Origin of the sequence: Glycomyces albidus, assembly GCF_009451885.1 — a bacterium.
Classification (GTDB): domain Bacteria; phylum Actinomycetota; class Actinomycetes; order Mycobacteriales; family Micromonosporaceae; genus Glycomyces; species Glycomyces albidus.
In genome coordinates this window covers 42,493-65,774 of the sequence record NZ_WIAO01000022.1, presented here as the reverse complement: position 1 = coordinate 65,774, position 23,282 = coordinate 42,493, and the positions used below count along the sequence as shown (strand labels likewise).

Here is a 23,282-nt window from a genome sequence, read left to right as displayed (position 1 = left end):
GGTGGCCGCCGCCCGGTTCGAGCGGCGGCCACCGGCTCAGTCCCGTCCCGGCGGGGTGCTCTCGTCCCCTTCGGGTTCGTCTTCGAAGTCGGAGCCGTTGGACACCAGGATGTACACGGGCGCGCCTTCCGGCGCGGATCCGGACGGGGAGGTCCCGAAGGCCTCGCCCTCCTTGCACTCGGAGTCGAAGCGGCCGCTCGCGATGGAGGCGTCGAACCCGGCGTTCGCGACGCGCGAGCGGGCCTCGTCGGCGTCCATGCACCCGATCGAGGGGATCGAGGTGAGGTTGTCGCCGTTGATCATGTCGCCTGACGGCTTCGGCCAGCCCTCCTCTTCGAGGTCCTTGACGGCCTTCTCGAGGATCCAGACCCCGACCTCCTTGACCGAGCCCTTGAGCGACTCGCTGGCGACCTCGGCGCGGAACGTGGCGTCGGTGTCGCCCACGAAGGTCGCGGTCGTGGCGTTCGGGGTGGACCCGATGAACCAGTAGGAGCGGTCGGAGTCGGCGGTCCCGGTCTTGCCGAACAGGGGCCGGTCGAATCCGTCGGTGTAGGCGGCGGCGGTGCCGTTGCCGGAGCACTGGGTGCCCTCGGCGTTCTGGCCGACCACGCAGCGGCCGGCGCTGACGGCCGCGTTGGCGACCTCTTCAGAGAACGCCTGGTCGCATTGCGGCGCAGCCGCTTCGGGCCAATCCTTGCCGTCCGAGTCGATGACCTGCATGACCGGCAGCGGGTTGCAGTGCAGGCCGCCGGCGGCGACGGTCGCGTACGCCTCGGCCATGTCCATCGGCGTCGTCGGGTCCATGCCGAGGGTGAAGGAGCCGTAGCCGTTCACGTTCCCGGCCTCCTCGGCGGCCACGACGCCGCCGGGGGAGTAGAAGGAGATGCCGGCGCGCTTCGCGGCGTCGTAGGCCTTCTCGGTGCCCACGAGCTCTTGCAGCGCAACGAAGCCGGTGTTCGAGGACCGGCCGAACAGGCTCCACAGGTTCAGCGGCGCGGACGAGGAGATGGAGTTCTTCGGGCACCACACGGTCTCGCCGCCCACGTTGCAGCTGACGTCGGAGTCGGCGTCCTCGCCGGCGGGGTAGTTCGAGATGTACTGGGCCGGGTTGGGGAGCGTGGTGCGCAGCGGCCAGCCCTCTTCGAGCGCGGCGAGCAGCGTGAACATCTTGAACGTCGAGCCCGCCGGGTAGCCGGTGACCTCGCTGTTGCCCGACAGCAGCGGGATCGTGGTGTTGGGGTAGTTCGAGGGTTTGGAGTCGTCGCCGTCGGTCCGCGGTCCGTTGTCGGTCTGGTCGAGGCTGTAGACGCGGTTGACGGCCATGGCCCTGACGTGCCCGGTGCCGGGGGTGATGGTCACCGAGCCGAGGGTGGCCGGGTCGTCCACGTCCACTTCGTCGGCGAGGCGCTCGGTGGCCTCGTTCTGGAGGTTCGCGTCGAGCGAGGTGACGATCTTGAAGCCGCCGCGCTTGAGCAGGGAGATGCGGTCGCGCTCGGTCTCGCCGAAGAGCGGCTGGCTGGCCCACCACTCCTTGAAGTAGTCGCAGAAGAAGCCCCAGTTGGCGGTGGCGACGTCGACGCACTCGCTGCGGACCGGCCGCGGGTTGAGGCCCAGCGGCTGCTCCTGGGCGGCGTCGGCGTCGGCGCGGCTGACGGTGCCGAGGGAGACCATGCGGTCCAGGACCCAGTTGCGGCGCTCGATGATATCGCTGTCGTCGCCCTCGCCGTCGAGCAGGCCGTCGGCGTAGGAGGGGAACTTCGGCAGCGCCGCGAGGGTGGCGGCCTCCCACAGCTCGAGTTCGCTGGGGGGCTTGTTGAAGTAGGTGTACGAGCCGGCGTGGACGCCGTACGCCTGGTTGCCGAGGTAGATCACGTTCAGATAACCCTCGAGGATGTCCTCTTTGGACATCGTTTCTTCGACCGCCATGGCGAACCGGGCTTCTCGAAGCTTGCGCTCGTAGGTGTCCTCGGATGCGGCGATGACCTCGTCGATGGTTGAGGCCGAGTAGATCAGGGTATTGCGAACGAACTGCATGGTGAGGGTCGATGCACCCTGCGAATCCCCGCCTTGGTTCGCCACTGCGGCCCGGACGATGCCGGCCCAGTCGACCCCGTTGTGCTCGTAGAACTTCGAGTCCTCGGCGGCGAGCAGCGCGTCGACCATGAGAGGGGAGACCTCGTCGAGTGAGACCTCGCGGCGGTTCTCCTCGTAGAAGGAGGTGATGAGGGTTTCGCCATCCGATGCGTACACATAGGACGTCTGCGGGAGTGTGGGTTGGGTGAGCTCGGTCGGCAGCGATTCGAACGACTGGATGCTGTTCTCGGCGGCCATGCCGAAGAGCCCCGCCAGGGGGAAGGCGGCCGCGGCCGCGAGGATCCCGGCCAGGACGCCACAGACGAGCAGGGCTATGGCATCCCCGAGGGGACTGCGGTCGCGTTTCAAGGTCTCCACCGCCTCAGATTAGAACGGACGTCGGGAAGCGCGGGGACCGCCGGGCACATGTACTGAGCACGGCCACGGCATCCGTCCGGAACGGCGCCCGAAAGGTGTACGCCGCGAACGCGGTTCGAAGCTGCCCCCGTATTGGAATCGTTATTATCGCGAGCCGCATTCGCATCAGGATCGGTAGGGGTGAAGCCGTCCCACGGAGTCCGATTTTCGTCTCGGAGAGTAGTCAAACACTTACAAGAGGTGTAGGGTCCGTTCTGATGGCGACGTTGTGTGATCGAGAGATCACTCGACTGTAGTCGTCGGGGGGTATGAAGGGTAGATCTCACGGGGAGGTCATGCAGATGGGATTGCTGATCGACTGGACGACCAAGGCACTTTGCCAGGATGGGGATCCTGACGCCTTGTTCGTTCAAGGGGCCGAGCAGAACAATGCGAAGAAAGTATGCCGGGGTTGTCCAGTCCGGCTTGAATGCCTCGCGGACGCACTCGACAATCGCATCGAGTTCGGCGTCTGGGGCGGCATGACCGAACGGGAGCGGCGGGCGCTCCTGCGCAAGCACGCCGACGTGCGTTCATGGAGGGCGGTCTTCGAAGTCGCCCTCGAAGAAGAGCAGCGAAGTGCCCGAAGGAGCAGCCGGCGCCGGATACCGGTGAACCTCAACTACTGACCGGCCGACCGCCGGCCAGGCGGTCACGAATACTTGCGGGCCCGGACGGCACAACCGTCCGGGCCCGTTCACGTACCCGCCCTGTGGATAACTCTGACGCTCACCACCAGGCAAAATAAGCGATACTCGCGAAGTTATCCACAGGCGTGGAATCGCTCCTGTACACGGGTTGCCTGATCTGTGATCGTTAGTAGCAAAAACACCTTCCTCCTGGTGGTGGTTGGAGGAGGAGGGAGGTGGTGCCGGTTCTGGCAGGACTGGCGGCGAATGTGGGATACCCCGGGGGCCGCCCCCGAAGACCGCGCGGGAGTGCACTCCCGCGCGGCTCCTGCCAGAACACCTCGCGAGGAGAACGTGCGTGCGGGCGCGCCGGCGACCAGCCGACGCGCCCGCACCAAAAATTCAAGGACGCCGAAAGCGACAACCGCAGCGGCGCCAAATGAACAACGGCCAAGGAGTCGTCAACCGGCACGACGAGAGAACGACAATAGATCCGACCGAACGACAGAACCGATTGCCCGCGCGAAATAGAACAAGTGCGCGAGAGAACTTGAGAGCCGAGCTCCCGAAAAAACCAGGGATCGCCAAATTCAAGCGGTTCGCGGATAAGGATCGCTCAATCCAGCAGCCTTCGCCGACCGATACCGAGCCAAGCGACTACTGACCGTGCTCTCGTCCGATTACCCAGGGTCAGCGATCGCCCTCGGCTGCAACGGGCGAGACCGGCAACAGCCGGGAGGCGGTCAAGCGGGTCCGGGTGTTCAGCGGTCGACGCCCGCTGCCGCGGCGCCGAAGCGGCGGAGGTCCTCCAGATCGACGACCTCGACCCCGAGCGACGGAAGCCACCGCTGCGGCACCTCCGGGCATGCGGCCTCATAGCGGGCGGCCACCCGCTCCTCGGCGGCGCGGCGGCGGGCCAGGTCGGCATGGGTGCGCAGCACCGCAGCGACCGGGTCGTCCGCATCGGCCTCTTCGAGCTGCGCGGCCGCGCCCAGGGCGCGTTCGGCAGAGAGACCCGCGGCGAGCGGGGTCAGGCGGTTCAAGATCATGCCGTCGAGCGGCATCCGCTCCTCCGTGAGCCGTCGGGTGAAGTACACGGCCTCGCCGACCGCGGCCGGCTCGGGAGCGGCGATGACCAGGAACGACGTCTGGTCGTCCTGGAGGGCCCGGAAGGTTGCCTCCGCGCGCTTGCGGAAACCGCCGAACGTGTCCTCGAGACTCGCAGTGAATTCGGCGACATCCGTGAGCAGGTGCCCGCCGAGGACCTTGTTGAAGACCCGGGTGAACACGGCCGCGCTGGCGCCCATGAGGGACAGCATCGAACGGCGGGCGCCCGGGGTGGAGGCCGAGAGCAGGCGGATGACGCGGCCGTCGAGGAACCGGGCCAGTCTCGCGGGGGCGTCCAGGAAGTCCAGGGCCGAGCGCGACGGCGGGGTGTCGAGGACGATGAGGTCCCACCGGCCGGTCGCGCGGAGCTGGCCCAGCTTCTCCATCGCCATGTACTCCTGCGTGCCCGAGAAGGTCGAGGAGACCGCCTGGTAGAACGGGTTCGCGAAGATCTCCGCCGCGCGCTCCTCCGTGGTGTGCGAGGCCACGACCTCGTCGAAGGTGCGCTTCATGTCGAGCATCATCGCGTCGAGGGACCCGTCGCGCACCCCGGCGACCGGCCGGGGCGTGTTGTCGAGGGCCTCCATGCCGAGCGACTGCGCCAGCCGCCGGGCCGGGTCGATCGTGAGGACCACCGTGCGGCGCCCGTGCACCTCGGCCGCGCGCAGCGCCAGGGCCGCCGCGGTCGTGGTCTTGCCCACGCCGCCCGAGCCGCAGCAGGCGATGACGTGCTTGCCGTCGTTGCCGAGCAGCGCGTCGACGTCGAGTTCAGTCCTCATACGGGCCTCCAGGCCTGAGCTCGCGGGCGAGCTGATACAGCCCCGACAGGTCGACCCCCTCGGGCAGGAGCGGCAGCTCCTCGACCGGGCGGCCGAGCCGCTCGAGCCGGTCCCGGTACGCGTCGACCGCCTGGATCTCGGTCCGGGCCGACTCGTACTCGGCGGCCAGCCCGCGCACCAGGGACTCGTCCGGCGCGATGCCCGCCCTCGCGAGGCCGGCCTCGAGTTCCTCCGACGTCACCTCACCGGTCTTGGCACCGGCCACCTTGTTCATGATGATCCGGCCCACGGGCAGGTCCGCGGCCATCAGGTCGCGGTGCGCGTCGATCGTCTCCTGCACCGGCATCGCCGCCGGCGTCGTCACCAGATGCACCGCCGTCTGCGACGAATGCAGCAGCCGGGCCACCGACCGCGAGTGCTTCCCGATCGGGCCCGTCTTCGCGAGCCGGCCCGACTCGACCGTGACGTTCAGGAACTTCACCACCCGGCCCGTCGGCGGCGCGTCGAGCACGACCGCGTCGTACGCCATCCGGCCCGACTCGGTCCGCGACACCGCCTCCTTGAGCTTCCCGGTGAGCAGGATGTCCCGCAGTCCGGGCGCGATCGTGGTCGCGAAGTCGATCGCCCCGAACTTCTGCAGCACCCGCCCGGCCGAGCCGAGCCGGTAGAACATCGCCAGGTAGTCCAGGAGCGCCTCGTCGGCGTCGACCGACTGCCCGAAGACCTCCCCGCCGCCCGCGCCGGACGCGAGATGACGCTCCTCGTAACCGAGGGGCGCGGTCCCGAACAGCGACGCGATCCCTTGGCGTCCTTCGACTTCCACCAGCAGGACACGTCTGCCGGGACCTGCCAGCGCCAGGGCGAGCGCGGCGGCGACCGAGGTCTTTCCCGTGCCGCCCTTCCCGGTGACGACGTGCAGGCGCGGCACCGGGCGCGCAGAGGCAGTCATTCAACGGAGTCTAGTCACCCCGCGGTGATACCGCAGATGAGCCATTGCGGGTCGCCTTCCTCGGCGACGAGCGAGAATTCCCAGGTCGCCGGGGACGCGCCGCCGTCGATGCCGATCTCTGCGGTGACGGTGGCCGCACCCACGGACCGGTTGGTCTCGGTCACGTCGGTCCATTCGAAGCCGCGGTCGCCGTCGGCGGCGGACATCGCCGCGACCGCTTCGCTCAGGTCGCGGTCGGCCTTGTCGGTGCACAGCCAGGCCGCGGCGGCCTCGGCGTCCCGTTCGCCCAGGAGCGCCCCGAGGAACGCGGACACGGTCCGCTCGGGCGTGTCGGTGACGGTGCCGGCGGTGTCGGCGATGAAGAGGCGGGTCGCGCCGAAGACGAGCGCAGCGCAGAACAGGACCGCCGCGACCGCCGTGACGACAGTCCACAGCAGACCTGTCTGGTCCTCGTGGCGGCCGGGGCGGTCGAAGTCGGACGGGCGGAGGCCGAGCGGTTCGGGCCGCCTCGGGGCGGGCTCCTGGCGCGGGACCTGGGCAGCGGGTTCGATGGTGCGCACGGGCTCGGCGGCGTCCGACGACTGCGCCGCAGTGTCTGACGACATGGGGACTCCCTGGTTCACTGGTGCGGCAGGGCCGCGGGACTCTTCGGGGAGGCGACGCACTCTGAGCGTAGCGGTGCGCCGCGGGCGAATCAAGACGCCGTACTGTGGGCGCATGGAGAAATGGGAGTACCTCACGGCGCCGCTGCTGATCCACAACACCAAGATGATCCTCGATACGTTCGGTGACGACGGGTGGGAGCTGGTCACGGTCCTGCCCGGCCAGAACTCGGAGCAGCTGGTGGCGTACTTCAAGCGAAAGAAGGAGCAGTAGCCGTGGCCGGTTCCGCGGAGACCGCTGCCGAAGCGCTCGCGCGCCTCGGACTGGAGCTGCCGGCGGTCGTGCCGCCGCTGGCGGCCTACCACCCGGCCGTCGTGTCGGGGGAGTACGTGTACACCTCGGGCCAGCTTCCGATGGTCGACGGCGCGCTCGCCGCGACCGGGAAGGTCGGCGCGGAGGTCGACCCAGACCGGGCGTACGAGCTGGCGCGGATCTGCGCGCTGAACGCCCTCGCCGCGGTCGCCTCGGTCGCCCCGCTCGACCGGGTGGTCCAGATCGTGAAGGTCGTGGGCTTCGTGGCGTCGGCGCCGGAGTTCACCGGCCAGCCGAAGGTCGTCAACGGCGCCTCCGAGCTGCTGGGCGAGGTCTTCGGCGAGGCCGGGACGCACGCGCGCAGCGCGGTCGGCGTGAGCGTGCTGCCGCTGGACGCCCCGGTCGAGGTCGAGCTCGTGGCTCGCCTCGCCCCGAGCGTGAAGACCGTGCCGGTCTAGGCGCTTCATCCTGTTCGGTTCCCACCGGTCGGCCCCGCAGCGGGCCGACCGGTGTTCGCCGTGCCCGTCAGGTGATGGACGGGAGGATGCGGGTCGCGACCTCGCCGAGGGCGATGGTGGTGCCTCGTGGTCCGGGCGCGGTGGCGGTGACCGTGACGGCGTCGCCGTCCTGCAGGCCCCACCGGCCGGTGACCGCCTCGCCGGAGCCGTACATGAGGCCCGGCCGGACCACCGCGCCGCCGGCCGTCAGCTGGGCGAGCTGCTGGGCGGGCGTCCAGCACGCCTCGGCGAAGTCGGCGCCGGCGACGGCCACCCCGTTCACCTCGATGTTCAGGTGCAGGTCGAAGCCGTACCGGTCGGACTCCTTCAGATAGGAGGCCATGTCGGCGGGCGGCGGGGGCGCGACGGTGCGGGCGGCGCTGAGCGCCTCGATCGGCGTGACCCAGGCGCTCATGGAGGTCGCGAACGACTTGGAGGCGACCGGCCCGAGGCCGTCGGTCTCCAGCTCCTGGAAGTCGCGGGCGGTCCAGTCGTTGAGGAGGACCGCGCCGAACACGTAGTCCTCGAACGCGTCCGGCGAGACGGGGCGGCCCAGGTCGGATTGGCTGCCGACGATGAACCCGACCTCGGCCTCGATGTCGAGGGCGCGGGTGGGGCCGAACACGGGGCGGCCGTCGTCGCCGGGGCGGTGTCCGGCGGGCCGCACGAGGTCCATCCCGGAGGGGATGAGCGTCGAGGGCCGGCCGTTGGAGGCGCGCGGGTAGACCCGGTCGGAGCCGGGCGCGCGCATGGTGAAGTCGACGTAGTCGGTGACCATGAGCGGGGCGTGCATGATCGCGTCGGCGACCGGGGTGAGCCACTCGGACGCGGCGTCCTGGAGGCTCGGTTCGCTCAGGGCCTGCTGGGCCTGGGTGCGGACCGCCTTCCAGACGGCCTTGCCGAGCGACAGCAGCCGGTTGAGGGCCGGGTCGCGCAGGGCGGTGCAGGCGCCGCAGGTCTGGCAGTCCCCGGCGAGGACCGCCTTGTGCATGTCGAGGATCTGGTCGCCGATGCGTATGCCGATGCGCGGCAGCGGCTGGTCGGCGGTCGAGAAGACCCCGAACGGGAGATTGTGAATGTTGTAGGGGCTCGCGTCGGCCCCGGGAACCCAGCACGTGGTCACTCGTCGTCCTCCATCAGGTCGGTGGTGAAGGATTAACGAGTCCGCACGCGTGAGGTCACTCCGGGTTGCGGTGCCGGCGGAGAACTGTGAACCATCCCACCCACGCGGCGGCGGCGACGGCCGCGAAGAACAGGCGGGCGCCGCCGTCCATGCCGGTGCCCAGGAGCGCGGGGACGGCGAAGACCACGGCGAGGCCGAGGAGGATCGACCGGCCGAGCGCGCCGCCGAACAGGCCGCCGCTGCCGATCTTCTCGCGCCAGCGCGGGTCGTCGCGGTCGGCGTCGACCCACCGGCGGTGGACGCGGCGCGCCTCGGGCGGCAGCGCCTCGGCGAAGGCCGCGGCGCCGCCCGGGTCGAGGTCGGCGGCGGCCCGCCGCGAGCGCTTCGCGAGGTCGTCCATGCCGAGGTCCTCGGCGATGGCGGCGAGCGCCCGGTGCGTGCGCGGCTGGTCGGGCGCGAGGTTCACGGCGTTCCAGGCGGCGTCGAGCGCGGGCTGCGCGGCGCCGGCGCGGCGGGTGATGAGCGCGTAGTGGACGTGGTGGAGCCAGGACGTCCGGTCGAGCTCCAGGAGGCTCGCGGCGGCCTGCATGGCCTCGTCGCGGCGGCCGGCGTCGGCGAGCGCGTACCCGCGGGTGATCATGGCGCGGCGGTGGCCGGGGGTCCGGGCGAGGGCGGCGCCGGCGTAGACGAGGGCCTCGTCGGGGTCGTTGTCGGCGAGCGCGCAGGCCGCGGCCATGGCGTTCGCGTCCGGGTCCAGGGGGTCGAGGCGCAGCGCGGCGTCGGCCTCGGCGCGCGCGTCGGGCACTTGGCCGAGGTCGTAGAGCAGTTCGGCGCTCTGGAGGAGTTCGGCTACCGTGCGCTTGGGGTCAGCGTCCATGGGTCTACTCCCGGACAGGTCTCAGGGCTGGTACAGCAACGCTACCGCGGTCGCGGCGAGTCCTTCGCCGCGTCCGGTGAAGCCCAGGCCGTCGGTGGTGGTGGCGGAGAGCCTGACGGGGGCGCCGATCACGGCCGCCATGGCCGCCTCGGCCTCGGCGCGGCGGGGCCCGATCTTGGGGCGGTTGCCGATGACCTGCACGGAGACGTTGCCGATGTCCCAGCCGGCGTCGCGGACGCGGCGGGCGGTCTCGGCCAGGAGCGCGGCCCCGGAGGCGCCGGCCCATTCGGGCCGGTCGGTGCCGTAGTTGGAGCCGAGGTCGCCGAGTCCGGCGGCGGAGAGCAGGGCGTCGCAGGCCGCGTGGGCGGCCGCGTCGCCGTCGGAGTGCCCGGCCAGCCCCGCCTCGCCGGGCCATTCGAGGCAGGCGAGGCTACAGGGCCGGCTGGTGTCGAAGCGGTGCACGTCGGTGCCGTGCCCGATGACGTAGGGCGTATTGGGACGCACGCTGGCGGTCGCTGGCGGAGCCGGCTACTTGACCGGGGCCTCCGAGAGCAGGACCTTGTCGAGGATGTTGTCGGCCTCGTCCTTCACGCAGTCCTCGGCGAGGGCGATCTCGCCGGTGAGGATCTCGCGGGCCTTGGAGAGCATGCGCTTCTCCCCGGCCGAGAGGCCCCGTTCGCGGTCGCGGCGCCACAGGTCGCGGACGACCTCTGCTATTTTCAGCGGAGAACCGGACGCGAGCTTCTCGACATTCGCCTTGTACCGCCGGGACCAGTTGGTGGGTTCCTCGGTGTGCGGGGCGCGCAGCACGTCGAAGACCTCGCTGAGGCCCTCCGCGCCGACGACTTCCCGGACGCCGACGAGCTCGACGTTCTTGGCTGGAACCTTGACCGTGAGGTCACCCTGTTCGACGCGCAGTACGAGGTATTCCTGTTCGATACCGCCGACGACGCGAGTCTCTACAGCTTCAACGAGTGCGGCCCCGTGGTGGGGGTAGACAACGGTCTCGCCGACACTAAAACCCATAGGATCGAAACCCCTTTCGCTGTGTCTAGCCTAACACGGGATCGGGGTTTTCCCCGACAGCGGATCGCCACGAATTCCCTGGTCAATTGGTATGTGACTGATTACTCTACGGCACCTTGGAGATTCGGGCGGCCTCCGGATGAGGCGAATGAGGCCCAGGTCGCTCCCGGATGCGGGGCGACTCCGCGGGGCCCGCGGGCGCGGCCGGACCCGCACCATCTGACCGGGCCGCGCCGCTCCGCGCCCGGCCGGCCCCCGCCCGCCCGGCCGGATGCCGTTCGCCCGCAACGGCTCCCGCAGCGCCGTGAGACCCAGGTTCCACCGCCGCACCGGCCCGGGCGAGAGGTGAGAGCGAGTCGTCTACGCTGTCGTCAGCATTCCTGTCGGAACTCGGAGAGGACCAGCAGTGGCCAAGGGGATCAGGACGGCGACCACGACCCGCCGCGCGGCCGCCATCGCGATCGCGGGCGCCGCGGCCGCGGCGCTGTCGGCGTGCGGCGCGGGCCAGGAGACCCAGACCGACATGAAGGTGTCGGCGATCGCCGGGGTGAACATCGACGAGGGCGACCTCGCGCTGCGCGACCTCCAGGTCGAGTTCGACTCCGCCGAGGGCTACGAAGCCGGCGACGACGCCGCACTGCGCGCGTGGATCGCCAACGAGGGCACCGACGAAGCCCGCCTCACCGGCGTCTTCGCCTACGCCACCGAAGAGGACGCGCTCGCCGACCCCGACGAGAACCTCGCCGAGACCTGGGCCGGCACCGTCACCTACGTGGACCCCGCCGCCCCCGACACCGAGACCCCCTCCGAGAGCGCCGCCGAGACCCCGTCCGGCGACGCCGCCGAGACCGGGACCGCGGCCGAGACGCCCTCCGGCGACGCCTCCGAGTCCCCCTCGGCCGAAGTCCCCGCGTTCGAGGGCGACACGGCCATCGACGTCCCGATCGCGCCCTCCGAGTACGTGCGACTCGACCAGGGCGTCGAGGACGGCGCCTACCTGCTCGTCGAAGACCTCGCGATCGACCTCCCCGTCGGCGCGCAGCTCTGGGTGAAGTTCGTCTTCGCCGACGGCACCGAAGCCCTCGCGGCCCTGCCCACCGGCCAGGACCTCACCGGCGACGAAGAGCGCGAGTACTACGAGCCCGAGGAAGAAGCCGAAGGGCACTGAGCGGCACTCCGCCGCCCCAAGTCACATCGAGGCCCCGGTCCCGCTCGGACCGGGGCCTCGCCCGTTCACCGGCACAGCGGCCAGCGCCGGTCCACCGTCTCCTCGCGCCCCTTCCGCTTGAAGTACGCCTCCAGGCTCGCCGCGTCCTCGGCGTGCCACCGGATCTGCGACACGTGCAGCTCCTGCGGGGTGAGGTCGCCGACCTCCGGGTAGAGCGCCCCGATCGCGCGCGCGAGCGCCACCGTCGCGGCCGCGTCGCCCGCCGCCGAGTGCGCCCCGTCGTGCACCACGCCGTAATGCAGCGACGTCGCCCCCAGGGTGCGCTTGCCGCGCCGGTACCGGTCGACGCGCTTGTCGAGCACCGACGGGTCGATGATGGACATCCGCTCCCACGCCGGCTGCTCGATGCCGTGCCGCTCCAGCTCGTGCGACAGGAGCGTGCAGTCGAACGCGGCGCGGAACGCCACCACCGGGGTGCCGACGTCGACGGCCGCCCGCAGCGCCGCCGCGACCTCCGCGAGCGCCTCCGCCGCGGGCCGCCCCTCGGCCTTGACCCGCTCGTCGGTGATGCCGTGGACGCGGGTCGCCCCCGGCGGGATCGGCACCCCCGGATCGATCAGCCACACCAGGTCGCCGGTGCCGGTCACCAACGCGGCCTGCACGATCCGGTCGTGCTCGACGCTGACACCGGTCGTCTCGGTGTCGAACCCCAGCAGGGGCCCCTCAAACCATCGCTCGCTCATGGTCCACACCGTACCGGCGGGCTCCGACATTCACGCCGATGCGCCTCCACCCGCGATGAACGGCCACGAACGACGCATACCCGACCCGGTGTTCGAAAGGGCGGTTGACGGACCCGCCGTCTACCGTTGCCGCATGGCGGACAACCGAGGCCCCGCGGCGGCGGGCACCGTCCTGGAGGCGGTGCTCGAACGCGTCACGTACGCGAACGAGGAGACCGGGTACACGATCGCCCGCGCCAGCCCCGCCCGCGGCGGCCAGGACCTGGTCACGGTCGTCGGGCCGCTCCTGGGCGCGCAGGTCGGGGAGTCGCTGTCGCTGACCGGGCGCTGGTCGAGCCACCCCAAGTACGGCCGCCAGTTCGAGGTCTGGTCGTACCGGACCGTCCTGCCCGCCACCGTCCAGGGCATCGAGCGGTACCTCGGCTCCGGCCTGGTCAAGGGGATCGGGCCCAAGACCGCCGCGAAGATCGTCGCGCACTTCGGCACCGACACCCTCGACGTGATCGACGCCGACGCCTCCCGGCTCGCCGAGGTGCCCGGGCTCGGCCCCAAGCGCACCAAGGCGATCGCGGCCGCCTGGGAGGAGCAGCGCGCGATCAAGGAGGTCATGGTGTTCCTCCAGTCCGTCGACGTCTCCACCTCGCTCGCGGTCCGCGTCTACAAGCAGTACGGGGACGCGTCGATCGGCGTGGTCAAGAACGAGCCGTACCGGCTCGCGAACGAGGTGTGGGGCATCGGGTTCAAGACCGCCGACGCGATCGCCCGCGCCGTCGGCATCCCCGAGGACTCGCCCGAGCGGATCAAAGCGGCCCTCCAGTACACGCTGTCGCAGGCCTCCGACTCCGGGCACTGCTTCCTGCCCGCCCCGAACCTCGTCGCCGACACCGTCGAGCTCCTCGGCCTCCCGGCCGGGCCCGTCGCCAGGGCGCTCGCGGAGCTCGCCGAAGCGGGCGAGCGCGTCATCGCCGACGACGTCCCGGTCGGCGGCTCCACCGTGCCCGCCCGGTACCTCGCGCCGTTCTTCCACGCCGAGCGCGGCCTCGCCGCCGGGCTCCTCGCCCTCCTGCGCGCCGACGAGGACCGCCTCGCGGCCTTCCGCGGCGTCGACTGGGACAAGGCGTTCGCGTGGCTGCGGCGCCGCAGCGACGCCGAGCTCGCGCCCGAGCAGGCCGAGGCCGTGCGGCTCGCGCTCACCGAACGGGTCGCGGTCCTCACCGGCGGGCCCGGCTGCGGCAAGAGCTTCACCGTCTCGTCCATCGTGGCGCTCGCGAGGGCCAAGGGCGCCAAGGTCATGCTCGCGGCCCCCACCGGTCGCGCCGCGAAGCGCCTCGCCGAGCTCACCGGGTTCGAGGCGCGCACCCTCCACCGGATGCTCGAACTGCGTCCCGGCGGCGACGCCGCCTACGACCGCGACAACCCGCTCGACGTCGACCTCCTCGTCGTCGACGAGTCGTCGATGCTCGACACGATCCTCGCGAACAAGCTCGTCAAAGCCGTCCCGCCCGGCGCCCACCTGCTCCTCGTCGGCGACGTCGACCAGCTCCCCAGCGTCGGCGCCGGCGAGGTCCTCCGCGACCTCCTCGCCGCCGAGGCCGTCCCCCGCGTCCGGCTCACCCGGATCTTCCGGCAGGCCGCCGAGTCGGGCGTGGTCGCCAACGCCCACAAGGTCAACCAGGGCCGATTCCCCGACCTCGAGGGCTACCAGGACTTCTTCTGGTTCGCGTGCGACGACAACGACCTCGTCGCCGACCGGGTCGTGGAGATCGTCGCCCGCCGCATCCCCGCCCGCTTCGGCCTGCACCCGGTGCGCGACGTCCAGGTCCTCACCCCCATGCACCGGGGCGGGCCCGGCGCCGGGAACCTCAACGCGCGGCTCCAGGAGGCGCTCACGCCCGCCCGCGACGGCCTGCCCGAGCGCCGCCACGGCGGCCGCGTCTTCCGCGTCGGCGACAAGGTCGTGCAGATCCGCAACGACTACCAGAAGGGGAAGGCCGGGGTGTTCAACGGCACCGGCGGCATCGTCCACGGGATCGACGCGGTCGCCCAGACCGTGACGGTCCGCACCGACGAGGACGAGGACGTCGAGTACGAGTTCGCCGAACTCGACGAGCTCCAGCACGCGTACGCCGTCACCGTCCACCGCTCGCAGGGCTCCGAGTACCCCGCCGTCGTCATCCCCGTGACCACCAGCGCGTGGACGATGCTCCAGCGCAACCTCGTGTACACGGCGATCACGCGCGCGAAGCGGCTCGTGGTCCTCGTCGGCTCGAAGCAGGCGCTCGGCGTCGCCGTCCGCACCGCCGGGACCGGGAAGCGCCACACCGGGCTCACGCACCGGCTCGACGCCTAGCGGCCCGGGGCGCCCTAGTCCTCCTCGAGCGCTTCGGGCGGTCGGGGGGCGACCGCCTTCTCGCCCTTCGCGGTCGGGTACACGACCCAGTACTCGGAGCGCTCGTCCTTCTTGTACGAGCGCTGCGTGACGACGACCATGAGCGCGACCAGGAGCCCGCCCACGACGAACAGGGCGAGCGCGACCTGGTCCGAGACGTCCACCTAGCGGTAGTTCGTGAACTGGAGGGCGACGTCGAGGTCCTTGCCCTTGAGGAGCGCGATGACCTCCTGCAGGTCGTCGCGCTTCTTGCCGGTGACCCGCAGCTTGTCGCCCTGCACCTGCGGCTTGACGCCCTTGGGGCCCTCGTCGCGGATGATCTTCCCGATCTTCTTCGCGTCCTCGGTGGAGATCCCCTGCTTGAACGCGACGTCGATCTTCGTCTCCTTGCCGGACTGGCGCGGCTCGGACGCGTCGAGGGCCTTCAAGGAGATCCCGCGCTTGATGAGCTTCTCCTTGAGGACCTCCAGGGCCGCCTTCGCGCGGTCCTCAGTCTCGGCGGAGATCACGGCCGCCTCGTCGCCGCTGCGGTCCACCTTCGCGCCGGTGCCGCGGAAGTCGAACCTGGTCCCCAGCTCCCGCTGGGCCTGGTTGATCGCGTTGTCGAGCTCCGCGAGATCGATCTCGGAGACGATGTCGAACGAGGCGTCGGCCATGGCGTCCGGTCCTTCCAGTGTCGGTTGCGGCTCAGCGTCGGCGCGCGGCGTCGAGGGCGCTGCGGTCGAGGGGCACTGTGACGGAGCACAATGCAAGGGGCGCGACCGCCAAGCTTAGTCCGGACCCGCCGACGCGCTCGACCGCGCCCGGGACCACGGCCGCCGCCGGGGCGGCGGGCGCGGCAGTGAACGCGGTCTCAACGGGGGAGAACCCGCTTGCGGACCCCCTGGGAGGGGACGCTATCCTTGCTCTCGCTACACGCCACGGCAGGTTACCCAAGTGGCCAAAGGGAGCTGACTGTAAATCAGCCGTCATCGACTTCGCAGGTTCGAATCCTGCACCTGCCACCAGTAGCGAGCGGCCCTCGTCCGGATCCGGACGAGGGCCGCTCTGCTCGCGCGTCGCGCTCACCGCGTCGCGCTCACCGCGCCGCCGCTCAGACCTCGACCGGCGCCGCCTCCCGCGGCAGCCACGCCGCGGTCTCCCAGCCGCCCTCCGGGCGCTCCTGCGCCCGCAACTGGCCCCCGACCGCCTCGATCCGCTCGCGCAGGCCCACCAGGCCCAGGCCCGCACCCGACTGGGCCAGCGACTCGCGGCCGAACCGGCCGCGCGGCGCCCTCCCGTCGTCGCGCACCGACACCTCCAGGCCCTGACCGCTCGCCGCCGCGACCACCACCCGCACCCGGGTCGCGCCGCGCGCGTGCTTGCGCACGTTCGTCAACGCCTCCCGCACCACCCGGTGCGCCGTCGCCGCGATCTCCGGCGCCACGGCGCCGCCGGCGAGCTCCGGCGAGATGAAGCACGTCGCGTCCGTCCCCTCCCGGCTGAACCGGTCCACCAGGTCCTCGATCTGCGACAGGTCCCCGAGCGGGTTCACCCCGCCGCCCGTGTCGTCGGCGCGGAGCATCCGCACCATCCGCCGCATCGACGCCAGCGCCGCCAGACCCGCCTCCTCGATGTCCGCGAACGCCTTCCGCGGATCCGTGTCCGTCACCTGGCCCGCCTGCGCGAGCACGACCATGCCCGTCACGTGGTGCGCCACGAAGTCGTGCATCTCCCGGGCCAGTTCGAGGCGCTCGGCCCGGCGGACCTCCTCCTGCGTCTCGCGGCGCAGCTTGTCCATGCTCCGCAGGTAGGCGCCGAAACCGATGACGCTGAGCATCGCCATCACGACCATCGCGGTGCCGCCGACGTCCGAGCCCTCGTATGTGAACAGCCTGACGCCGCCGATCAGCAGGATCGCCGCGCCGAGCACGAACGCCACCCACCTGCCCGGCGCCGCGTCCCAGTGGCGGATCGCGAACAGCAGCAGCAGCCCCATCGCCAGCAGCTCCGCCGTGCCCACCCCGCGCACGACCTGGTCGTACACCGCGTCGATCCCGGTCACGACCAGCGACGCGACCGCGACCGCGGCGATCCACCGCTTGCGGCCCGGCCGGTACCAGGCGTACACGGCGATCGCGAGCATCGAAGTCGCCCATTGCACCCAGGCCAGCCACGAGAACATCGGGGGCTTCTCGCCGCTGTTGTGCGACAGCATCTCGGCGAGGAGGATCACCAAGAGCACCGACACCAGGCCGAACTTGAGCAGGCGCATCAGGAGCCGGTTGAAGCGGCCGCTCATCGCCGCCTTGGGTGCGTTCATGAGCTCGAAGGTAGCCCGGATTCGGGCGCCCTCGGTCGAACGGCCGACCCGCGGCGGCCCGAACCCGTCGCCGAGCCGAAGCAGGACAGTGCCTGCGCGGGCGAAGCTGGCGTCATGAACGGATTCTTGGAGATCGGCACCGCCCTGGGCGTGGTGCTCACGGCGGTGTTCCTCATTGCGGGCGTGGCCCTGCCCTTCCTTCCCGACCACCGAAAGGTACGCCGATGAGGCCCCCCATGCTCAGCGCCCGCGCCCTCGTCAAGCACTTCGGGACCGCCCCCGCGCTCGACGGTGTCGACTTCGCCGTCGCACCGGGCGAATCGGTCGCCGTCACCGGGCCCAGCGGCTCCGGCAAATCGACGCTCCTGCACTGCCTCGCCGGGATCATGCGCCCCGACTCGGGGGAGGTGCGCCTGTTCGACGAGCGCATCGACACCCTCTCCGAGCGGGCGCGCAGCCACCTGCGGCGCACCCGGTTCGCGTTCCTGTTCCAGTTCGGGCAGCTCCTGCCCGAGCTGCCCGCCGAGGAGAACGTGGCGCTGCCGCTCATGCTCGACGGCACCCCGCGGCGGGCCGCGCTCGAACCGGCCCGCGCGCAGCTGCGGCGGCTCGGCCTCGAAGGCAAGGAAGGGCGGCGACCCGGCGAGCTGTCGGGCGGTGAGGCCCAGCGGGTCGCGCTGGCGCGGGCCCTGGTCATCTCGCCGGCGGTGGTGTTCGCGGACGAGCCGACCGGGGCGCTCGACCAGGCCACGGGCGACCAGGTGATGGGCGTCCTGCTCGACACGGTCGCCGCGCTCGATGCGGCGCTCGTCGTCGTCACGCACGACCCGCGCATCGCGGCCCGGTGCACGCGCACGATCGAGCTGCGCGACGGGCGCGTGCCGCGCGGCGACGACCGCCTCTCCGCCGCCCCGCGCGCCGGCTTCGACGGGTTCGCGCCCGCCGGGAGCCAACCGGCCGGGCAGCGTCCCGCGGTCTCCGGTGACGGCCGGTTCGGTCCCGAGCCGGCCGCGGAGGTGCGGCGATGACCGAGCTCGCCTGGCGCCTGACCCGGCTGGGCGGACGCAGCGCCCTGCTCAGCACCGGTCTGACCGCGCTCGCCGTCGCGGTCGCGACGCTGCTGCTCCAGTTCGCGGTCGCCGGGAACTTCGCGTTCGACACCCGCGCCGACCGGACGTCGTGGCGCGACGCGCCCGCCGCCGACGGCAGCGGTACGGCGGTCCTCGCGACGGCCGTCGACCACCTCGGCGGGGAGTCGATCACCCGCATCGACCTCGCGGCGCTCGACGGCGGCGCGCCCGCGCCGCCCGGCATGGACGCGTTCCCCGCGCCCGGTGAGGTGTGGCTGTCACCGGCCGCGGCCGACCTGCTCGAGGGCGTGCCCGAGTCCGAATTCCTCTCCCGCTACGGCGATGTGAAGGTCGCCGGCGAGCTCGGCGAGGAGGCGCTCGCGCACCCGAACGAGATGGTCGCGGTCGTGGGCCGCGCCGCGGACGACCCGGCGCTGAGCGCCGAGCGGTTCAACGCGGACGCGGTCTCGCCGCGCGAGATCGACGGCTTCGACGGGGGCCAGGCGGACGCGGTCTACGGCTTCTACATGATCCTCATGATCCTGGCGGCGATCCTCATGGCGGTGCCTGCGGCGGTCTTCGGCGCCGCGGCGGCCCGGCTCACGGTGTCGCGCCGCGACGAGCGGCTCGCGACCCTGCGGCTCATCGGCGCGACCCCCGGGCAGGTGATGCGGTTGACGCTCATCGAGACGGTGCTCGCGGCGGCCGCCGGGTCGGCGGTCGGCACCGTCGCGTGGATGCTCGCGACCCCGCTGGTCGCGCTCATCCCCATCGACGGCGGGCGCTGGTACGTCGCCGACCTGTGGGCCGGCGCCCCTTGGATGCTCGCGGTCGCCCTCGCGGTGCCGGTCCTCGTCGCCGCCTCGGCCCTCATCGGTCTCCGCGGCGTCGTGATCAGCCCCCTGGGTGTGGCCCGGCGAGTCAAACCCAAGGGCCTCAAAGCGATCCGCGCTCTCGTCTTCGCGGGCCTCTCGGTCGCGTTCCTGATCGCGACCCAGCTCGCCGGCGGCAGCATGATCGCGGTCGCGATCCTCGTCGTGCTCTTCGCCGCGACCCTCGCCGCGGTGAACCTCATCGGTCCCTGGACGGTGCAGCGCCTCGGCCGGATCCTGGCGCGCACCGCGAAGGGCCCTGCCCGGCTCCTCGCCGCCCGCCGCCTCGCCGAAGACCCGAAGGCCGCCTGGCGCACCGTGTCGGGCGTCGCGATCGCGGGGTTCGTCGCCGGCTCGGTCGCGCTCTTCCCGATGATCGTGGCCGACACGAGCATCCAGTCCACTGAGACCATCGCCGCGGTCGTGCCCGAAGCGGACGCCGAGGCCCTCGCGGCGACACTGTCCACCGAACTCGGCGGCAGGGCCGAAGTCGCGGTGGTCGACAGCAGCGGGTTCCTCACCGCGGACGAGGGCGCGGCCGTCATCGAGGCGACCACTTCGGGCGCGGAACTCGAGTCGGTGCGCAGCACCATGACCGCGCTCCTCCCCGGCGACCCGCCCGAGCGGGAGATCGACTCGAGCATCCTGTCGAACCGCCTCGTGGGCTCGGTCCGCACCGGGGTGACCGTGGTCCTCGCGGTGGTCTTCGTGACCGCGGCCGTCTCGGCCGCGATCAGCGCGGTCGGCTCGGTGCTCGACCGCCGCCAGACGTACCGGCTCCTGCACCTCGCCGGCACCCCGCAGCGGGTCCTCGACCAGGCCCGGCGGCAGGAGACCCTGCTGCCGTTGGCGTTCCTCGGCGGGGCGTCGGTGCTGACCGGGATGCTCTTGACCGCCCCGGTGATCGGCGGCATGGGCTTCGACGTCAGCGGGGCTTTGATCCTGGCGGCGACCCTGGCGGTCGGGACCGCTTCGGTGATCGCCGCAGGGGCCCTGTCGCGGCCGCTGCTTCGGTCGGTGATGCGGGATGTGAGCCCTCGGCCCGACTGATGCGCTGTCGGGGCGTCGGCGGTCCTCTCGGTTCTGCCGGCGCTTCGTGGTCCGGCCGGTCGGTGGCCTCGGTTTGTTGGTGCGGGCGCGTCGGCTGGTCGCCGACGCGCCCGCGTCTTGTTCCTCGCGAGGTGTTCTGGCAGGAGCCGCGCGGGAGTGCACTCCCGCGCGGTCTTCGGGGGCGGCCCCCGGGGTATCCCACATTCGCCGCCAGTCCTGCCAGAACCGGCACCACCTCCCTCCTCCTCCAACCACCACCAGGAGGAAGGTGTTTTTGCTACTAACGATCACAGATCAGGCAACCCCTGTACAGGAGCGATTCCGCGCCTGTGGATAACTTTCATTGCGGCTGGTGACGGGCGTTTTCGGGCGTGAGGTCCGATTAAAGGCGGGGCGGACCGGTTGGATTCGAGCGGGTCGGGGTAGGCGGAGTAGTGAGGTGACAAGGTACAACTGAGGGTGTGATGGTTAGGGGAACCTAACCGTTCCCGTCTTGACGAGGCCGACCTCGCGGCTCGAGGGCTTCGCCGAGGGGACGTGTGAGCCGCTTGATCGAAGGAGCCGGTATGGCTGAACGCCGTGGACGCAGGAGCCCGAACCTGACGACCGCCGAGGTGGTGCGGACCGAGCGGGTCACGCCGCACATGATCCGGGTGGTCCTCGGCGGGGCGGGGTTGGCGGACTTCGCGTGCGGCGAGTTCACCGACCACTATCTGAAGCTCCAGTTCCCCGTCGAGGGCGTCGAGTACCCCGAGCCGTTCGACCTCGGGAGGATTCGCGAGGAGTACCCGCGCGAGCAGTGGCCGGTCACCCGCACCTACACCGTGCGCCGCTGGGACGCCGCGGCCCGGGAGCTGTGGATCGACTTCGTCTACCACGGCGACGAGGGCGTCGCCGGCCCGTGGGCCGCGAACGCCGAGCCGGGGGACCTGCTGCGGTTCGCCGGGCCCGGCGGCGGGTACGCGCCCGCGTCGAGCGCCGACTGGCACCTGCTCGCCGGGGACGAGAGCGCACTGCCCGCGATCGCGTCGGCCGTCGAGCGGCTCTCGCCCGGCGCCCGCGCCCACGTGTTCCTGGAAGTCGAAGGGCCCGAAGAGGAGCAGCAGCTCAAGTCGGTCGGGGACGTCACCGTGACCTGGCTCCACCGGGGCGGCGGGCCGGTCGGCTCGAAGCTGGTGGACGCCGTGCGCGGCTTCGAGTTCCAGCCGGGGGACGTGCAGGCGTTCGTTCACGGCGAGGCAGGGTCCGTCCGCGAGATCCGCCGCTACCTGCGCTTCGAGCGGGAGGTCCCGCGCGAGCGGCTCTCGATCTCCGGATACTGGCGGGTCGGGCACAACGAGGACGGCTGGCAGTCCGCCAAACGCGAGTGGAACGCCGTCGACGAGGCCGAAGAGGCCCGGGCGGGCCGCGAGTAGGCGGAGCGCAGCCTCCAAAGGAGAGCAGTCGGCGTCGGCGGGTGAGACCGCCGAACTCGCGGTCGGCGGAACGCGGGTGCCCGCGGCGGGCGTCCCGTCCGTCCATCTTGGGCGCGCGCGTTGGGGGCTGCGCCCTCGGCCGGATTCGGGTAGTGTCGCCGGTGCTGAACGTGCGCAACGCGGGCGGCGCCCGCGACCCTGAGAGAAAGGCCCCGACAGTGGCGAGCATCGATGAAGTCCTCACCTCGATCAGCGCGAACGTCGATGCGGTGAACGAACTCCAGGGTCAGATCGAGGCCAGCAAGGCCCAGGTCGACGAAGTCCTCGGCCAGCTCCAGTCCCTCGGGATCGAGGCGGCCGCGAACGCCCTCAACGTCGGCAAGGAGCAGCTCGAGGAGTCCAGCGCCATGGCCGCCGCCCTCGTCACCAAGCTCGAAGAGGCCCGCAACTCCGCCGAAGCCGCCAAGCACTCGTAGCGCGGCGCGCGCCCGGGCCTACCCCGGGCGCTACGGACCTGTTGCGCGACGCGCTTCGGCCCTTCCGGCCGCGGACATCCGCGACGCACCCCGAGTCTCCTACCTCGGGACACCCGCGGCGCACCCGACCGGTCGTGCCGGTCGCCGACCTGATCAGGCGACTTCGCGGGGCCGGTCCTTCAGGGCCGCCCCCGCTCCGTTCCACCTTCAGTCGGCCGCGGTCGACGCCGTCTCCGCGGGGTCGGCCACGGCATCCGGGTTCGCGGCGTCGCTCTTGACCCACTGGGGGTTCGCGGCCATCCACGCCGCCATCGTGTCGTTCTGCAGCGCCTCCCACAAGGACGCGGCCGCTTCGGCCTCGGCGCCCTCGTGGATCAGTTCGATGTCGCCCCATTCGGTCTCCGGCTCGGAGCTGGCCGGGACCCGCACCGTGGTCATCGATTCCGGGTCGATGTCGCGCAGGTTCACCACCAGGTCCGCGATCGACAGGTCCTCGGGGCGGTGCAGGGTCACCTTGTCGCCGAAGCCCTCCAGGAGCTCGCTGAGCTTCGTCGGGTCCTCGAGGAACCCCTGCTCCTTCGCCTTCTTCAGCAGCGACTTGATGGCCTGCTGCTGGAAGTTCTGCCGCGCGTAGTCGCCATACAGGCCCAGGTCGTAGTCGATCTCGTCGTAGAACTGGTAGCGCTGGCGCACCAGGTCGAGGGCCGCCTCCTTGTCGTACTCGTGGCAGCCCTCCTCGAAGACCCGCTCGGTGTGGTGGGACTGGAACTCCTTCCACGTGCAGATCTCGACCGTGCCGACCAGGTCCACCATCTCGACGAACCCGTTGAAGTCGGCCGTGGCGCCCAGGTGGAAGTCGAGGCCGGTCAGGTTGTGGACGGTGTCCACGACGTTCACGCGCGTCACCTCCCAGTCGTCGGAGATCGACGCCGCGTGGTTGAGCTTGTTCTGGCACGGGTTGTTCGAGTACCCCGGCCCGCAGTCGGGGATCTCGACCAGGAGGTCGCGCGGCAGCGAGACCATCGTGGCCTCGGTGAGGTCGCCGTTGATGTGGACGACGATCATCGTGTCCGACCGGGTCGAGCCGCCCTGCTTGTCGGTCCCCAGGACCAGGATGTTCAGGGGCCCTTCGATGTTGTCGACGTCGAGCTCGGCCTGGTGGTCGCCGAGGATGTCCTCCTCGGCGATCGTGTTGTCCGCCGTGTGGACCGCGTACTGCGCCACCGCCGCGGTCGCGCCGGCGACCACCAGGGTCACACCGCCCGCGTACGTCATGACGTGCGCCCACCAGGGCGCGCCGCCGCTCTTGCCGGCCATGCAGCTCCAAGGGTCGGTTCGGGTTCGTCCGAGTAAGGGCGCCCCGGGAAGCCGGTCCGGTTGCACGGAGACGGGGCCGCCCGGAAAG

The 23,282-nt window shown here is 71.4% G+C and carries 22 protein-coding genes and 1 tRNA gene; 10 read left to right on the top strand and 13 right to left on the bottom strand.

What is annotated here, in order from left to right; genetic code table 11:
- Positions 1-36: 36 nt before the first annotated feature.
- Positions 37-2,451, bottom strand: a complete 2,415-nt coding sequence (locus tag GFD30_RS17335) for a penicillin-binding protein (RefSeq protein ID WP_153026449.1) — start codon at positions 2,449-2,451, stop codon at positions 37-39.
- Between the two features lie 341 nt (positions 2,452-2,792).
- Here GFD30_RS17335 and GFD30_RS17330 point away from each other — a divergent pair, with 341 nt between their 5' ends.
- Positions 2,793-3,119, top strand: a complete 327-nt coding sequence (locus GFD30_RS17330) for a WhiB family transcriptional regulator (protein WP_153026448.1) — start codon at positions 2,793-2,795, stop codon at positions 3,117-3,119.
- A 761-nt stretch (positions 3,120-3,880) separates the two neighbouring features.
- Here the strand turns inward: GFD30_RS17330 and GFD30_RS17325 are convergent.
- Genes GFD30_RS17325 through GFD30_RS17315 form a run of 3 tightly spaced genes read right to left on the bottom strand, consistent with a single transcriptional unit; the run spans position 3,881 to position 6,559 of the window.
- Positions 3,881-5,005, bottom strand: coding sequence for an ArsA family ATPase (locus GFD30_RS17325; protein ID WP_153026447.1), 1,125 nt, complete (start codon positions 5,003-5,005; stop codon positions 3,881-3,883).
- Positions 4,995-5,954: an ArsA-related P-loop ATPase gene (locus GFD30_RS17320; protein WP_153026446.1), complete on the bottom strand. Its 960-nt coding sequence runs from the start codon at positions 5,952-5,954 to the stop codon at positions 4,995-4,997. Before GFD30_RS17320 ends, GFD30_RS17325 begins: the two co-directional genes overlap by 11 nt.
- 14 nt (positions 5,955-5,968) lie before the next feature.
- The gene (locus GFD30_RS17315) at positions 5,969-6,559 is read right to left on the bottom strand and encodes a hypothetical protein (RefSeq protein WP_153026445.1); all 591 of its coding nucleotides are present in this window, start codon (positions 6,557-6,559) and stop codon (positions 5,969-5,971) included.
- A gap of 112 nt (positions 6,560-6,671) precedes the next feature.
- Here GFD30_RS17315 and GFD30_RS26345 point away from each other — a divergent pair, with 112 nt between their 5' ends.
- Positions 6,672-6,830, top strand: a complete 159-nt coding sequence (locus GFD30_RS26345) for a hypothetical protein (RefSeq protein ID WP_181245771.1) — start codon at positions 6,672-6,674, stop codon at positions 6,828-6,830.
- Positions 6,831-6,832: 2 nt separating this feature from the next.
- Positions 6,833-7,327 (top strand): RidA family protein, encoded by a 495-nt coding sequence (locus tag GFD30_RS17310; RefSeq protein WP_322633355.1) that lies wholly within the window; start codon positions 6,833-6,835, stop codon positions 7,325-7,327.
- 67 nt (positions 7,328-7,394) lie between these two features.
- Here GFD30_RS17310 and GFD30_RS17305 read toward each other — a convergent pair whose 3' ends face one another.
- From GFD30_RS17305 to GFD30_RS17290, 4 genes are read right to left on the bottom strand one after another with little or no spacing between them, the layout of a single operon-like run.
- Complete coding sequence (locus GFD30_RS17305; RefSeq protein WP_322633354.1) at positions 7,395-8,489, bottom strand: fumarylacetoacetate hydrolase family protein; 1,095 nt, start codon at positions 8,487-8,489, stop codon at positions 7,395-7,397.
- A 55-nt stretch (positions 8,490-8,544) separates the two neighbouring features.
- Positions 8,545-9,366, bottom strand: coding sequence for a tetratricopeptide repeat protein (locus GFD30_RS17300; RefSeq protein ID WP_153026444.1), 822 nt, complete (start codon positions 9,364-9,366; stop codon positions 8,545-8,547).
- A 21-nt stretch (positions 9,367-9,387) separates the two neighbouring features.
- Positions 9,388-9,870, bottom strand: a complete 483-nt coding sequence (ispF, locus tag GFD30_RS17295) for a 2-C-methyl-D-erythritol 2,4-cyclodiphosphate synthase (RefSeq protein ID WP_322633353.1) — start codon at positions 9,868-9,870, stop codon at positions 9,388-9,390.
- A gap of 24 nt (positions 9,871-9,894) precedes the next feature.
- A complete protein-coding gene (locus GFD30_RS17290) occupies positions 9,895-10,392 on the bottom strand; it encodes a CarD family transcriptional regulator (RefSeq protein WP_153026443.1) in 498 nt (165 codons plus the stop codon).
- Positions 10,393-10,798: 406 nt separating this feature from the next.
- Here GFD30_RS17290 and GFD30_RS17285 point away from each other — a divergent pair, with 406 nt between their 5' ends.
- Entirely contained in the window at positions 10,799-11,560 is a 762-nt protein-coding gene (locus GFD30_RS17285) for a hypothetical protein (RefSeq protein WP_153026442.1), read from the top strand.
- A gap of 65 nt (positions 11,561-11,625) precedes the next feature.
- Here the strand turns inward: GFD30_RS17285 and GFD30_RS17280 are convergent, their stop codons facing one another.
- On the bottom strand, positions 11,626-12,303 hold the full coding sequence (locus GFD30_RS17280; protein WP_153026441.1) for an exonuclease domain-containing protein: 678 nt from the start codon (positions 12,301-12,303) through the stop codon (positions 11,626-11,628).
- 133 nt (positions 12,304-12,436) lie between these two features.
- Between GFD30_RS17280 and recD2 the strand changes: the two genes are divergently transcribed.
- A complete protein-coding gene (gene recD2, locus GFD30_RS17275; RefSeq protein ID WP_153026440.1) occupies positions 12,437-14,653 on the top strand; it encodes an SF1B family DNA helicase RecD2 in 2,217 nt (738 codons plus the stop codon).
- A 14-nt stretch (positions 14,654-14,667) separates the two neighbouring features.
- On the opposite strand, the gene GFD30_RS17270 is transcribed toward recD2, so the two are convergent.
- Positions 14,668-14,856: a hypothetical protein gene (locus GFD30_RS17270; RefSeq protein WP_153026439.1), complete on the bottom strand. Its 189-nt coding sequence runs from the start codon at positions 14,854-14,856 to the stop codon at positions 14,668-14,670.
- Complete coding sequence (locus tag GFD30_RS17265; protein ID WP_153026438.1) at positions 14,857-15,348, bottom strand: YajQ family cyclic di-GMP-binding protein; 492 nt, start codon at positions 15,346-15,348, stop codon at positions 14,857-14,859.
- 266 nt (positions 15,349-15,614) lie between these two features.
- Between GFD30_RS17265 and GFD30_RS17260 the strand changes: the two genes are divergently transcribed.
- Positions 15,615-15,699: transfer RNA gene (locus tag GFD30_RS17260), tRNA-Tyr, on the top strand.
- An 86-nt stretch (positions 15,700-15,785) separates the two neighbouring features.
- Here the strand turns inward: GFD30_RS17260 and GFD30_RS27585 are convergent.
- The gene (locus GFD30_RS27585) at positions 15,786-16,994 is read right to left on the bottom strand and encodes a sensor histidine kinase (RefSeq protein ID WP_153026437.1); all 1,209 of its coding nucleotides are present in this window, start codon (positions 16,992-16,994) and stop codon (positions 15,786-15,788) included.
- 224 nt (positions 16,995-17,218) lie between these two features.
- Here GFD30_RS27585 and GFD30_RS17250 point away from each other — a divergent pair, with 224 nt between their 5' ends.
- The 4 genes from GFD30_RS17250 to GFD30_RS17235 all read left to right on the top strand — a co-directional run bounded on the left by GFD30_RS17250 (position 17,219) and on the right by GFD30_RS17235 (position 21,877).
- Positions 17,219-18,022, top strand: coding sequence for an ABC transporter ATP-binding protein (locus GFD30_RS17250; RefSeq protein ID WP_153026436.1), 804 nt, complete (start codon positions 17,219-17,221; stop codon positions 18,020-18,022).
- Positions 18,019-19,986, top strand: coding sequence for an FtsX-like permease family protein (locus GFD30_RS17245; RefSeq protein WP_153026435.1), 1,968 nt, complete (start codon positions 18,019-18,021; stop codon positions 19,984-19,986). The genes GFD30_RS17250 and GFD30_RS17245 overlap by 4 nt, the downstream gene beginning before the upstream one ends.
- Before the next feature lie 566 nt (positions 19,987-20,552).
- On the top strand, positions 20,553-21,401 hold the full coding sequence (locus tag GFD30_RS17240; protein ID WP_153026434.1) for a siderophore-interacting protein: 849 nt from the start codon (positions 20,553-20,555) through the stop codon (positions 21,399-21,401).
- Positions 21,402-21,619: 218 nt separating this feature from the next.
- Positions 21,620-21,877: a hypothetical protein gene (locus GFD30_RS17235; RefSeq protein WP_153026433.1), complete on the top strand. Its 258-nt coding sequence runs from the start codon at positions 21,620-21,622 to the stop codon at positions 21,875-21,877.
- 207 nt (positions 21,878-22,084) lie between these two features.
- On the opposite strand, the gene GFD30_RS17230 is transcribed toward GFD30_RS17235, so the two are convergent.
- Positions 22,085-23,194 (bottom strand): LCP family protein, encoded by a 1,110-nt coding sequence (locus tag GFD30_RS17230; RefSeq protein WP_153026432.1) that lies wholly within the window; start codon positions 23,192-23,194, stop codon positions 22,085-22,087.
- Between the last annotated feature and the right edge of the window lie 88 nt (positions 23,195-23,282).